Genomic DNA, 13451 nt, shown 5'->3' with positions numbered 1-13451 from the left:
TTCTTCTAACGTTAATAAAGTCGCTCACGGTCGTCTTCCAATGTGCCTCTCGCGAGACGGGGGGCAGAATTTTTAGTGTTTATTGTTATTATGTTTGGTTTTTTTTGTTGTTAGTTGTGTTTTTAGGGTAAATAAATATAGAGCATAAAATTAATATTGCAAATAGAAATAATATTTGTTCTTATTTCCATCCGTTGGCTTTATAACAACTAAACGGAATTATGGAATGAATAAATTATTGACCCTGACCCCCTTGGCGGTCGCGATTGGTTCTTCATTAGTAGCACCAAGCGCAGTGGCTTCAGAAGAGACGAACTCAACCTCATCAGCAACTGAAACGATTCAAGTCTTCGGTCATCAGTACGAAGGTTATGCTGAACACATGCCTCAATCAGGCACCAAAACCGATGTGGAATGGCTTGATGTGCCACAAGCGGTATCTGTAGTAACGAAAACAGAAATGCAAGACCGAGGCGCGGTGCGCTTAGTGGATGCGCTAGATGGGGTAGCCGGGGTCAATAACACCTTGGGCGAAGGCAGCCGTGACCAGTTCATGATTCGCGGTTTTGATTCACTCAACGATATGTACCGTGATGGCTTGCGAGATGACGGTACGTTGCAGTCTTACCGCAGCTTAGCGAACGTTGAACGCGTTGAAATTGTGAAAGGCCCAGCGGGTGCTTTGTATGGCCGTGGTTCGGCTGGGGGCATCATCAACTTGGTGACGAAACGCGCTAACGGTGAGAATTTTACTCACGTAAACGGTAGTGTTGGCAGCAACAACCAGTATGTCGGTCAGGTCGACAGCTCAATGGCGTTTTCAGATAAGGTCAACGGGCGTATTAACTTGGAATACCGTCAAGCCGACTCGTACGTTGATCATGTTGATTCAAACGATTTCTTCATTGCACCGACCATTCGTGTGTTACCAGCGGATGGTCACACCATTGATATTGACGTGGAATACGCCCATCAAGAACTAGTGCCATATCGTGGTGTGCCATCAAAAAATGGCAAGCCAGTTGATTTGCCAGTAAGCACTTACTTTGGCGGTACAAACGACTATCAGGAGTCAGACAGTCTCCGTATTGCGGTGGATTACGAATGGCGTCTGAATGATCAATGGGTATGGAACAACCGAGCGGCGTTCAACCATATCGAACTTGAGCAAAAAGGCACGCGTCAGGGCAAAGTGACGGGTAATGAAGTGTCTCAAACCGTTAACAACTTTGGTTACGATCCACGTACTACGACCACTTTGCAATCTGAGTTGGTTTGGGAAACCAGGGACAATCAATTGATGGTGGGTGCAGATTTCAACCAGATCGATATCGACCTAACGTTGGCAAGTGATAAAACGCTTCCTCCGCAAAATATCTACGACCCAGTCGTTGGTCCAACGACTGATCCGGGCTTTAAGCCATTTCGTGACAATACCACCACCACGATAGGTTTGTATGTGCAAGACGTCTATACGTGGGGCGACCTTTCTTTGATCGGTAACGTGCGTTACGACTCGATGGAGCTCGAACAACAAAAAGCGGGCTCAGATAAGGAAAAGTTGGATGATGACAAAGTCAGCTACCGTGCTGGTTTGGTATACCGTATCAATTCCGACACATCCGTATACGCCAGTTTAGCGCGCTCTTGGCAGTTACCGTACGCTGGTATCTACATCAATCCAAAATTGGCGGAATTCTTCCACACCGACTTAAAAGAGGTGGGTGCAAAAGCGTACCTTTTGGATAACGCATTAATGTTGAATGCGGCACTGTTCCAGATTGATCAAGAGCAACCACAAACCAACGTGGACGGCGATGTGATCGATAAAATTGAAGTGCGTCACCAAGGCATTGAATTAGAGGCTCGCGGTCAAATCACCAAACAGTGGGACATCTCTGTGGGTTACAGCTACTTGGATGCGGAAGACAAAGCCACAGGCAAAAAGCCTAACGATGTATCAGACCACTTGTTCTCTCTTTGGAGCACTTACCAATTGGATGACAACTGGCGTTTAGGCGGTGGTGTGAAGTACGTGGGCAACCGTTACGCAGGTAACGACGAAGCTGTCGCACTTGGCGATTACACCACGGTGGATTTGATGGCGGCGTACACCGCTGGTCGTCACAAAATCCAAGCGAACGCTTACAACATTTTGGATGAGAAATACATTCTTGGCGCAACAAACGGCACGTCTGGCTTAAACCAGATTGGCTACGGCGCACCAGCCGAGTTCATGCTCAGCTACGGATATCAGTTCTAGGCTTTTGTGCGTAGTTAGCGCCTGTTAGCCAATTTTTACCTCATATTGAGGATGTTTATCCCCGAGAGCCTACGGGATGTATTCTGCCCGAGGCTCAATTTCTCGCAAAGGAGATCTTAATGTCTTACCAGAATTTGGATGGTAAAGTGCGTGTACGTGCTGGTTTGTCTACCACTTACAGTGTGCTTGCGATTGCTATCGCTTCTGCCACATCCATGAGCGCGGTTGCCGCTCCTGCCGCAAAAAACGAAACCACCGTGATGGAAACGGTGGTTGTCACTGGCAGCGTGATTGGCAACTCTGACATTGAAGACGTCAAAGAGTACCCTGGTGCTCGTACCGTCATTACCCGTGATCAAATTGAGAAAACTGCAGCGGGTTCGATCGATAATGCGCTACAGCGTGTTCCGGGTATTAAAGTTCAGGATGAAAGCGGAACGGGCGTATTGCCTAACATTTCCGTACGTGGTTTGAAAGCAAGCCGCAGTGGTCATGCGCAGTTCTTGATGGATGGTGTGCCGCTAACGCTCGCGCCATACGGCCATACTGGTCAGTCTATCTTCCCAGCAACACTGTCGATGCTTGATCGTATTGACATTGTACGCGGTGGTGCCGCAGTACAGTACGGCCCAAACAACGTCGGTGGTGTGATCAACTTAGTGACCAAACCGATTCCACACACGTGGCAAACTGAAATCAGTAACCGCCTTACCGTGTTTGATGGCGGTGATGCGCCGCTGAATGATTTTTACCTACGCACGGGCGGCTGGTTAAGCGACACATTTGCACTGCAGTTGGAAGGTAACTTCCTAAAAGGTGAAAGCTTCCGTGAACATTCTGATACGGACGTGAAGAACTTTCAAGCTAAAGCTCAGTGGCTACTGAGTGACACTCAAGAGATTCAAGCATTCCTGCAACGTTACGATGCTGAAACGCAAATGCCGGGCGCACTTTCGCCACAAGATTACGAGCAAGATCGTCATCAATCGAAACGTCCTTACGATGATTATGAAGGTAAGTCGACGCGCTGGAGTGTTAAGTACATCCACGATTTGCCATTTGCCGACAGTGCCGAGCTAGAAGTGCTAACGTTTGGTCACAAGTCAGAGCGTCTTTTTAAGTGGGGCTTTAACAGCGCGGGTGGCCATTGGGCGGATCCGGCTCTGCCTTCTACGAAAGTAAGTACTTCACCACGAGAGTTCCGTGTTTATGGTATCGAACCTAAGCTTGCTGTTTTTGTTGATGGAGGTGCCATTACGCAAAACTGGATTATAGGGACTCGTTACATTAATGAAGACATTCAATATAAAGTGACACAAACACCAGTGTCAGGCGGAGCCACAAATGTACCGCGAAACTGGCACCTTGATACCGATGCGTACGCAGGCTATGTGAGCAACGAAGTCGGGTTGTTTAATGGTGCGTTAAAAGTCACGCCCGGACTTCGTTATGAATTTGTTGATATGTCCTATAAAGATTTGGGCAGCGGGCAAGAATCTGGAAATAAGGTGACTGAATTATTGCCTGGTGTGACGATCGCATATAACTGGAATGAACAATGGCTGAGCTATGCCAATGCCCAGAAATCTCTTCGTGTTCCTCAGCTTGTTAATGTTCGAGGGGTCGGTGAGGAAAGCAGTGAGTTGGCTTGGAACTACGAACTTGGTGTTCGGTATGTTCAAGATTCAACAAGCTTCAATGCAGCTTTGTATCGCATTGACTTTAAGGATCAGTTGCAGTGGCGGAGTGCGACAAATACGTCTGAAAATATAGGTAGAACTCTTCACCAAGGTTTAGAACTTTCTGCTCGTTATGTGCCTGAAGCGCTACCTGCACTGAGTTTAGGCGCAAGCTATAACTATCTAGACGCTACGCTTGAAGAAGAAGGTGAGAATAAAGGTAATCAACTGCCTTACACCTCTAAGCATCAGCTTGGTTGGGATGCAACCTACGCATTTTACGGCATGGACACCACGCTATCGGGCTTCTACTTCAGTGATTCGTATACCGATAACGCTAACACCAGTGCCGAAGACGCAATAGGTGAAACGGGCAAAGTGCCGTCTTACATGGTGTGGAACTTCAACTTAGGTACGGATTTATACAAAGACGACAAAGGCAAGTTACGCATGAATGTTGCAGTAAACAACTTGTTTGACGAGGAGTATTACTTCCGTGGGATTGATACCAGCCCAGTTGGTCGATACCCAGCTCCGGGACGCTCTTACACACTGGATCTGAACTATCAGTTTTAAGCGTTTCGTTCGCCGAGTTTGAAAAGAAAAGTCGCCAATTTACCTTGGCGACTTTGCCGATCTTAGGTAATGGAAAACTCTTAGCACTGGAAAAAGCAAGATGAAAAATAAAAAACAATTTACGATCAAACACTTTTCAACCGTTTTGCTGATGCTGTTGAGCTCAGTTTTTATGTCATTTTCCGCAAGTGCTCAGGCGCGCAGCGTGCAAGATGAGCAAGGCACTTTTGAGCTAGAAGCGATACCACAACGTATTGTGGTTTTAGAATTTTCGTTTGTCGATGCATTAGCGGCAGTCGATGTTTCACCGGTAGGCGTCGCCGATGACAACGATGCCACACGAGTTATCCCTGCTGTTCGTGCCAAGATCGAAACTTGGCAATCGGTCGGCATGCGCTCACAACCGAGTTTAGAGGCGATTGCGGTGCTCAAGCCGGATTTGATTATCGCCGATGCAGAACGTCATCGCGCGATTTATCAAGATTTGCAGCGAATTGCGCCAACCTTGCTGTTAAAAAGCCGTGGAGAGACATATCAAGAAAATCTCGAATCCGCACAGAAAATCGGGGTGGCGATTGGCAAGCAAGCGCAAATGACGCAACGAATCGACCAGCACAAACAGACCATGGCAGAGTTCAAACAGCATTTTGCGACACAAGAAACCATTCAGTTTGGTGTGGTTTCCGACAAAGGGATGTGGATGCATAGTCCGGTTTCTTACGCTGGTGGCGTTTTGAGTACACTAGGCATCCAAAGCCCGCTGGCTCCATCTGAGCAAAAAGCGTATATCCCAACCAGCTTCGAACTTTTACTAAAAACCAACCCTGATTGGTTGTTAGTTGGACTTTACTCTCAACCAAATATTGTGGATGAATGGCGCAAAAATCCATTATTTAGGCTGCTAACTGCTGCGAAAAAACAGCAACTGGTCGAAGTCTCTCCGGAACTGTGGTCATTGAATCGCGGCATGTTGGCGGCGGAAGAAATTGCTCGCAACCTTGAAGCGTTATTGGAGCGCTCATGAGTGCGGCGATAAGCTCAGAAAGCGCGTCTTCGGTTAGCAAACCGCATTGGAAAGCGAGCGTGTTTGTCTGTGCTATGGCGTTGTGTACGCTGTCTGGTTATGCTGCCTCAATGATTGGCTGGTCCAACTTTTCTTTGAGTGTTAATGATCTGACAAGCTATTGGTTTGCGTTTGATGAGGGCAATATGCTGCATCAAATCCTAGCGACGCTGCGTGCGCCTCGTGCCTATGCTGGGTTATTAATTGGCGCTTCGCTTGCGGTATCCGGAGTGCTGATGCAAGGATTAACTCGTAACCCTTTGGCGTCGCCATCCATTCTCGGCATTAATGCAGGTGCGGCGTGTTTTATGGCCTTGGCCTCCATCGGCGTACCATTCTTTAGTCAATTGAACCCCATCATCAACGCAGTATTCGGCGCGCTACTAAGTGGTGGTGCGGTCATGTTGTTGGGCGGTTTTTTCTCCGCGCGTTCGCACCCATTGCGTTTAGTGCTAGCGGGCATTGCCATCAGTGCACTGCTGATAGGGTTAACTCGTGCGTCGGTAATTTTGGCGGATGACATGGCTTACAGCGTGTTGCATTGGTTAACGGGTTCACTCTCTGCGGTAGATTCTCAGCAGTGGCAGCAACTGTGGCCTTTTGCGACTTTAGGTTTGGTGCTCGCTATGGGCTTAGCGCGAAACTTAAATTTACTCGCGTTGGGGGACGAAGTTGCTGTCGGGTTGGGTGGTAACATTCGTCTTACTCGATTAATCAGTGGTTTAGCGGTTGTGCTGTTGGCGGGTACTAGCGTGGCGATTGCTGGGCCAATTGGCTTTGTCGGGTTGTTAGTGCCGCACTTGGTACGCCCGATTGTTGGTCACAACTATCACATCCTCATTCCGGTTTCCGCTTTGTGTGGCGCGGCATTGGTGACGTGGTCAGATGCTTTATCACGCGCGATTGCCTTTCCGGCCGAAACGCCGGTGGGCGTGATTACCGCACTGTTGGGCACTCCTTGCTTTATCGCGATTGCAATGAGGAAATCATCATGATGAATCAAACCAAACTGATGGCACTGCTTGGGCTTTTGCTGATTGCGTCGTCTCTCACACTGTTTGTTGGCGCGGCGAATCTGTCGGCTCAACAGGTTTTTGCATTGTTGTTTTCTTTCTCTGATTCGGACTTTGTGATTCACCAATATCGACTGCCGAGAATGTTGCTCGCCATTGGCGTGGGCGCTGGGTTGGGGCTGTCAGGCGTCTTAGTGCAAGGCGTCATCCGTAATCCACTTGCCTCCCCAGATTTAATGGGGATAAGCGCAGGGGCAGGGCTTGCGGCTACCGTTTGCTTGGTGTTGTATCCGAGCGCGCCGGTGGCAATGTTGCCGATGGTCGCTATGGCGGGAGGTTTGCTTGCTGCTGGCTTTATTGCTGTGCTGGCTTACTGGTCGAAACCAACACCAGCACGTCTGGCGCTGATTGGTGTTGCTGTCAGCGCATTTTTAGCCAGCGGTATCGACTTTCTTCTGATTGTGCACCCTATTGAAATCAACACGGCGATGGTCTGGCTAACCGGCAGTTTGTGGGGACGAAACTGGCAACAAGTACCGTTTATTTGGAGTGCTCTAATGCTGCTACTGCCATTGGCGTTTTGGCTGGCTTGGCGGCTAGATGTGATGGGGCTGGGAGAAGAAAGTGCCACTACACTTGGCACGAAACCAAGACAGATCCAAATTCTTGCGTTGATTGCTGCCGTGCTATTGGCGAGCATCAGTGTGTCTGTGGCAGGCACGATCAGCTTTGTTGGCCTGCTTGCGCCGCATCTTGCGCGTTTGCTGTTTGGTCACAACCACAAGTTGTTGATTCCTGCTTCTACAACCCTTGGCGCGCTGTTGGTGATTTGCGCCGATGGTCTAGCGAGAGGCTTACAGCCACCAATTGAGCTGCCAGCGGGTGTGCTGACTTCTGTTATTGGCGCGCCATATTTCATTTTTCTTTTGTATCGTTATCGAGGTTGGTAAGCATGTTACGAACGCAGAACTTATCCGTCGCGTACGGCAAACAGACCATCATTCCAGATCTCTCTTTGTCGATTCCTCAAGGTAAAATTACCGCACTAGTTGGCCCAAATGGTTGCGGTAAATCGACATTATTAAAAACCTTGGTACGCATTAACAAGCCAGCTTCCGGCCAAGTGTTGTATGACGAAAAACCACTAAGCAACTACGGCGATAAACGCTTGGCGCGTTCGTTGTCTTTGCTGCCGCAAATTCTTGTCAGCCCTGAAGGTATTACCGTCAGAAAACTGGTCGAATATGGCCGCTCGCCTTACCTCTCTCATTGGGGCAGGTTAAGTCAACAAGACAAAGCCTTAGTCGAGCAAGCAATGCAAGATACTGGCGTGATAGAGTTTGCTGACAAGCCAGTTGAATCGTTGTCTGGTGGTCAAAGACAAAGGGCGTGGATTGCGATGGTAATGGCGCAAGATACTGACGTAGTGATGCTTGATGAACCAACCACTTACTTGGATCTCTCTCACCAAGTTGAGCTGATGAAACTTATGAGGCAGATGAACGACAAAGGCAAAACTGTAGTGGTAGTGCTGCACGATCTAAACCAAGCTTGCCGTTACTGTGATCATTTGGTGGTGTTGGAAAAAGGTCAGTTAGTCACTCAGGGAACGCCGCAAGAGGTACTAACAGAGGGCATGTTGGCATCGGTGTTTGATTTACAAGCGAGAGTATTTAACGACCCAATCTCAGGTACGCCGATGTGTGTGGCGGTGTAGGTTTACGTCTTTCGAAAGCTATCTGCAATAAAAACGTCGAGCCATAAAAATAAACCCCGCTAGTTATACATTTGCTAGCGGGGTTTGTTGTTTTTAAGTGCGTTCCTAACGTGGCGTTTAAGCCAGTTTAAACGTCGCTACTTTCGAGTTGAGATCCTCGGCTTGTGATTTCAGCTCAGCAGATTGATTCATCGATTCTTCGGCACCAACCACCAAGTGATCAGTCACATCTTTAATTGACGTGACGTTTTGTGTGATTTCATTTGTTACGTGCGTTTGCTCTTCGGCTGCGGTCGCGATTTGCGTTGCCATATCGCTGATCAACGCAACGGCCGCGTTGATTTCATCCAGAGCCAGTGCTGCGCGATCGGCATCTTCCACTGATCCTTGGGCAAGTTGAGAGCTTGTATCCATGATGGTCACAGCGCGTTGTGTGGTCTGTTGCAAAGTTTCGATCGTCGAGCGAATCTCTTCGGTTGAGGTGTGTGTGCGTTGTGATAGCACGCGCACCTCGTCTGCAACAACGGCAAAACCGCGACCTTGCTCACCTGCACGCGCCGCTTCAATCGCCGCATTCAGAGCCAGTAAGTTGGTTTGCTCTGCGATGTCTCGAATCGTTGATAGTACTGTAGAGATGTCTTGCGCGTGCTGGTTGAGCTCGCCGATGACAACGCTCGCTTGGTTGACTTCAGAAGACAAATTGTTGATGGACGATTTGGAGTTGATCACCAGTTCATGACCATTTTGTGTGCTCGCTGAAGAGTCTTGTGCGGCTTTGGCCGTCTGCTCTGCATGCGCTGCAATCTCTTGCGTTGCCGATGCCATTTCGGTCACAGCGGTCGCCACCATAGTAATTTCTTGTTGCTGATGGTTCAGATCAGAAACCGACTGATTCGCGCGAGTCGTGCTCAGCTCCGATTGTTGGCTCAGTTCTTCCGCTTGGTGACGAATGTGACCAATAAGTTGCTGCAAACTTTCAACGAACTGGTTAAAGTTTTCAGCCAGTTCACCAACTTCGTCACGGTTTTCTACTTTGATGCGTTGAGTCAGGTCGCCGCTACCGTTGGCGATTTGCGCGAGCGCATTCGAAACATTGTAGAGCGGACGGAACAAGATGTTACATAACAGGTTAAACAAAGCCACACAGATAACGACGACGATAGTGGTTGCGATGATTTGATCCCAAACAGCATCGTAAAGTGGGGCAACCAACGAGTTTTGATCTAACACTGTGACCGTTGTGAGTTTGGTGCCCTCAATATGGCGCGCGTAAACCACATATTCGGTGTTGTTAATCGAGACACGACGCTCTGTGCCGGAACGTGCGGCAGAGGTAATATCGCTGTTGTTTAGGCCCAGCTTGCTAACAGGTTGATTCAGCAGCTTACCGTCGTTATGGGTGAAAATATTGCCCTGTTCATTGGCAATAAACATATAGCCTTCACCCGGCAGGATCACTTGGTTGAGGCTGTTTAAAATATCTCCAATTTCGACATCTGCACCCAGAACGACGGTTTGACCATGTAGTTGCAGGGCTTTACCGAGCGACACGACGTTGGCCCCCGTGGCCGCTGCGACGGTTGGGTTATCCATAAAGACTTTCGATGGATTGGCAATGGCGTTGGTGTACCAACCCCATTTGCGTGGGTCGTTATTACCTGGTGGCAAAACCACCCCATTGGCGTTGTCTTGTGAGCCGTCTGGGTAAGCGAGAAAGACGTTATCAAACGCGCCAGAGTCTCGGACTTGTTTCAAGTGCGTAACCAGAGAACGCTTCTCTGAATCGGAAGAGAGTGACGTCAATGCTCGCTCTTTTGAGAGTAACCAGTCCTTTACGTATTGATTGTAAGATGCGCTGGTGCTTTCTAGTCGTTGCGCGACTTCTACATCCAGTCTGTTTAATGAATCTCGAAAAGACAGCCCTTCTACCAGCACTCCCCCGAGAATGATGGCAGCACTGGCAGAGATTGCCAGTTTATTTTTTAATGATAGATTTTTGAACATAAAGCGAATAATAGATCTTTGAATAATAGCTGTTGTGTTTTTATTCTCATCAGGACTCACCGAGTCGTTGAATATGCAGCAGAAAGTCAGATTCGAATCTGTTCAATAATTATATTTTATTGCTCAAAATAAATACTGACTCCATGTCGCGATTTTGAGTTTTACATCAAATAAGAAAAAGGCTTTTAAGCTGTGTTATTTATCTATTTGTAAAGTAAGGATTTGTCTATTTTTGTAAATGATAATTGATTTCATTAAAAGGTGATTTACGTCACGTTTGAGTAGTAAATAATCCATTAAAAATGTGAAGGTCATCGAACGAGGATTATATTGATCGGCTTAATCATTGTTATGGACAATAGTTATGCGCAGTATATTGTTAGTCCCCGCGTTATTACTGTCAGGGTGTGCTCTGACACAACAATCGACGCCGATTCAGCCTGACGCCAATTGGCATGTCGACCAGTTATCGAACGGTATGAAATACCATCTTTACCCAACAAAAGACCAAGAAGTATCGGTCCGTTTGGTTCTGAATGTCGGCTCATTCCAAGAAGAAACCAATCAAAAAGGTTACGCTCACTTTGTTGAGCACATGGCGTTTAATGGCAGCACGCATTTTACCGGCAACGACGTTGTTAAACTTTTCGAGCAATCTGGTGGTAGCTTTGGTGCCGATATCAACGCCTTTACCACTTATCAGCAAACTTCTTACCAACTTGATCTTGCCAATAATACAAAGCTGGAAGATGCCCTGAAGTGGATGAGAGATATCGGAAACGGACTTCAGTTTGCTCCTGAACAAGTAGAGAAAGAAAAAGGGGTGATTCTTGGTGAATGGCGACGTGCTAACCCGGATGATAAGTCCTTTTCTATGCATGCTTATCAAGCGTCGATTGAAGGCACTATGTATGGTGAACACGACCCAATTGGTACTCGCGAAGCGATTCAAAATGCCTCATCAAGCAAGCTAAAAGCGTTTTACGACAAGTGGTACCAACCACAAAATGCCGAGTTGGTTGTGACCGGTAATATCGACGTGGATTCACTGTCCAATATTATCAAAAACAAATTCTCGAACTGGGAAAGCACCTCGGATACCGTAATAGAGAAGCGCCGCGATATTCGAGTGAACAACCAAAACCGAATCTTGCCAAGTAACACGATGGAATCACCAAGCCTTCATTTAGTGATTGAGCGTGGTCTAAGTGGCAGCACTACGATTGAACAACAGCATCAAGTGTGGCGTGATGAAGTCGCAACACAGCTAATTCAACAACGTCTGATTCGTGTACTTAATGATGCCGCTGAACCTTTTCAGTATGCTTATGCCCAGCCTTACTATTCCAACTACCAGCGCATGATGTCGGCAGGTATTTCGTTTGGGCCTGAGCGTCGTGAACAAATGCATCAAACTTTCATCAGCACGTTGGCGTCACTGAGAGATTATGGTGCGACTCAATCTGAGTTAGAGAGCATCATGTCAAATTGGCAAGGTGAGCTCGCAAATATTGATTCAGACTGGGACCAACGTAAGCCAAACAGTTATGCAGAAGCGCGCGTTTTCCAAATTGACCAAGGCAGTGTGAGTCAATCAAAAGAGAGTTACGCCCAGAGTTTGTCTGAATTCATCAACAACGAGAACCTAGAGAGCATTAACACGCAATTGAATGCCTTGTTGTCTGAGCAACCAATCTTTGTGATTGGGTTAGGGAAAAGTGAAACGTCAGCTCAGTTCAATGATGTATTTACCGATCTATACAGTGCCTACCTCCAAACTGGCGAAAAACCGTTAGAGATGTATGACAAAGTGGATGGATTCTTACAGCCTACTCAAGAAGGTACCATCACCAGCATGCGTCAGGAAGCGGGTGGCTTTCAAGTTTATACGTTATCAAACGGTGTCGAAGTGTGGTTCCAAAAAGATGCCAAAGCGGGTGGTCGAGCTTATATTTACTATGCGAGCCAAGGTGGTAAAGCCGCCGTTGATCCAGCGTTATATGCTGCGTATGAAATCGCTGCAACGACGGCGATACGCAGTGGGTTAGGGGCATTTTCTGGTTCAGAGTTAGACAGTTACTTACGCAAAAATAACATTGCGCTTAGCGCGATTCTCGATGCGACCAGTCACGGTTCACAAATTACCGCGCCAACAACGCATTTAACTTACGCGTTGAATGGGTTGTACAACCTAGCGACGGAGATCAAAGTTGACGAGCGCCAGATGGCGGCAGCAAAGCAAGAGTTTAAACAGCAGAGTGGCGCTTTTTTTGAATCGCCGATGGGAAAACTGATTCAGAAAGCAAACGGTAATTCTTATTTGCCGGGTAGTCGTCATCGTATAGTGTCCAGTGACGATGTGGAGCAAGTGACTTCTGAGCAAATATTGGCGGTGCATGAGCAACTTTTCAAAACCAATGATGGTTTTAAGATGGTCATTGTGGCAAATGTCGAGCCGGAAGAAATTACGCCACTCTTGCGTAAGTATGTGGCCTCTATCGAGATGAAACCGGGTCGTTCGATTGATTACCATGTTGCGTTCAACACCGACGTGCCGGCGCGAACAGTCGTTGCGGATGGTCATGAACCTTCATCGTTGTACGTAATGCGTTTGACTAACACGAACGATTACCAACGTACGGCAAGGGATACGGTTATCGAAGATATTTTGCAACGTATCAGTAATGCGCGTGTCTTGGATATTGTGCGAGAAGAGTCTAGTCTCGATTACAGCCCAAATATTTACACCGTGACGCAAGATCGCGAACCAATCTCTGATTGGCTCTTGGAATCTCAAGTTGAGCCCGAAGACGTGGCAGTTTTAGATAGCAAGTTAGGCAAAATGTTTGATGACTTGGCTTCGAACATCACGCAAAAAGAGGTGGATACGGCAGCGAAGCAATTGGCGGTAGCGATGCAAGGATTAGATGATAACCCTGCTCAGCGCGCATGGTCGTATACTCGCTACTTGGTGCATGATTACGGCGTCGATGTGTTACTTGACGTTGAAAACGCGGCTAAGAGTGTGACATTAGAAGAAGTGAAAGCGCATGCGAGAGCGGCTTTTGGTCCACAAGCAAAGCGCTCGGTGATGATTTTAAACCCGGCCGAATAATCACTGTAGCTTCTGACGAAG

Annotated in this window: 8 protein-coding genes; 7 read left to right on the top strand and 1 reads right to left on the bottom strand. The window is 47.6% G+C overall.

Features of this window, described 5'->3' with window-relative positions:
- Positions 1 to 226: 226 nt before the first annotated feature.
- The 6 genes from NDJ01_RS04230 to fecE all read left to right on the top strand — a co-directional run bounded on the left by NDJ01_RS04230 (position 227) and on the right by fecE (position 8311).
- Positions 227 to 2263, top strand: a complete 2037-nt coding sequence (locus tag NDJ01_RS04230) for a TonB-dependent siderophore receptor (protein ID WP_258586300.1) — start codon at positions 227 to 229, stop codon at positions 2261 to 2263.
- A gap of 119 nt (positions 2264 to 2382) precedes the next feature.
- Positions 2383 to 4518: a TonB-dependent siderophore receptor gene (locus NDJ01_RS04225; protein ID WP_258586299.1), complete on the top strand. Its 2136-nt coding sequence runs from the start codon at positions 2383 to 2385 to the stop codon at positions 4516 to 4518.
- A gap of 100 nt (positions 4519 to 4618) precedes the next feature.
- A complete protein-coding gene (locus NDJ01_RS04220) occupies positions 4619 to 5542 on the top strand; it encodes a Fe(3+) dicitrate ABC transporter substrate-binding protein FecB (protein WP_258586298.1) in 924 nt (307 codons plus the stop codon).
- Positions 5543 to 5616: 74 nt separating this feature from the next.
- The gene (locus NDJ01_RS04215) at positions 5617 to 6576 is read left to right on the top strand and encodes a FecCD family ABC transporter permease (protein WP_370291695.1); all 960 of its coding nucleotides are present in this window, start codon (positions 5617 to 5619) and stop codon (positions 6574 to 6576) included.
- Positions 6573 to 7544, top strand: a complete 972-nt coding sequence (locus tag NDJ01_RS04210; RefSeq protein WP_258586296.1) for an iron ABC transporter permease — start codon at positions 6573 to 6575, stop codon at positions 7542 to 7544. The genes NDJ01_RS04215 and NDJ01_RS04210 overlap by 4 nt, the downstream gene beginning before the upstream one ends.
- A 2-nt stretch (positions 7545 to 7546) precedes the next feature.
- Positions 7547 to 8311, top strand: coding sequence for a Fe(3+) dicitrate ABC transporter ATP-binding protein FecE (fecE, locus tag NDJ01_RS04205; protein ID WP_020841541.1), 765 nt, complete (start codon positions 7547 to 7549; stop codon positions 8309 to 8311).
- A gap of 117 nt (positions 8312 to 8428) precedes the next feature.
- On the opposite strand, the gene NDJ01_RS04200 is transcribed toward fecE, so the two are convergent.
- On the bottom strand, positions 8429 to 10315 hold the full coding sequence (locus NDJ01_RS04200; RefSeq protein WP_053808230.1) for a methyl-accepting chemotaxis protein: 1887 nt from the start codon (positions 10313 to 10315) through the stop codon (positions 8429 to 8431).
- Between the two features lie 364 nt (positions 10316 to 10679).
- On the opposite strand from NDJ01_RS04200, the gene NDJ01_RS04195 reads away from it, so the two are divergent.
- Positions 10680 to 13430: a pitrilysin family protein gene (locus tag NDJ01_RS04195; RefSeq protein ID WP_258586295.1), complete on the top strand. Its 2751-nt coding sequence runs from the start codon at positions 10680 to 10682 to the stop codon at positions 13428 to 13430.
- The last annotated feature ends 21 nt before the right edge of the window (positions 13431 to 13451 follow it).

This window comes from Vibrio sp. HS-50-1 (assembly GCF_024747315.1).
Taxonomy (GTDB): Bacteria; Pseudomonadota; Gammaproteobacteria; order Enterobacterales; family Vibrionaceae; genus Vibrio; species Vibrio diabolicus.
This window is presented reverse-complemented; position numbering and strand designations above follow the sequence as displayed.

Coding starts and splice junctions, on each gene's coding strand:
- NDJ01_RS04230 (WP_258586300.1), top strand. CDS start 227: ATGAATAAATTATTGACCCTGACCCCCTTGGCGGTCGCGATTGGTTCT.
- NDJ01_RS04225 (WP_258586299.1), top strand. CDS start 2,383: ATGTCTTACCAGAATTTGGATGGTAAAGTGCGTGTACGTGCTGGTTTG.
- NDJ01_RS04220 (WP_258586298.1), top strand. CDS start 4,619: ATGAAAAATAAAAAACAATTTACGATCAAACACTTTTCAACCGTTTTG.
- NDJ01_RS04215 (WP_370291695.1), top strand. CDS start 5,617: ATGGCGTTGTGTACGCTGTCTGGTTATGCTGCCTCAATGATTGGCTGG.
- NDJ01_RS04210 (WP_258586296.1), top strand. CDS start 6,573: ATGATGAATCAAACCAAACTGATGGCACTGCTTGGGCTTTTGCTGATT.
- fecE (WP_020841541.1), top strand. CDS start 7,547: ATGTTACGAACGCAGAACTTATCCGTCGCGTACGGCAAACAGACCATC.
- NDJ01_RS04200 (WP_053808230.1), bottom strand. CDS start 10,315: ATGTTCAAAAATCTATCATTAAAAAATAAACTGGCAATCTCTGCCAGT.
- NDJ01_RS04195 (WP_258586295.1), top strand. CDS start 10,680: ATGCGCAGTATATTGTTAGTCCCCGCGTTATTACTGTCAGGGTGTGCT.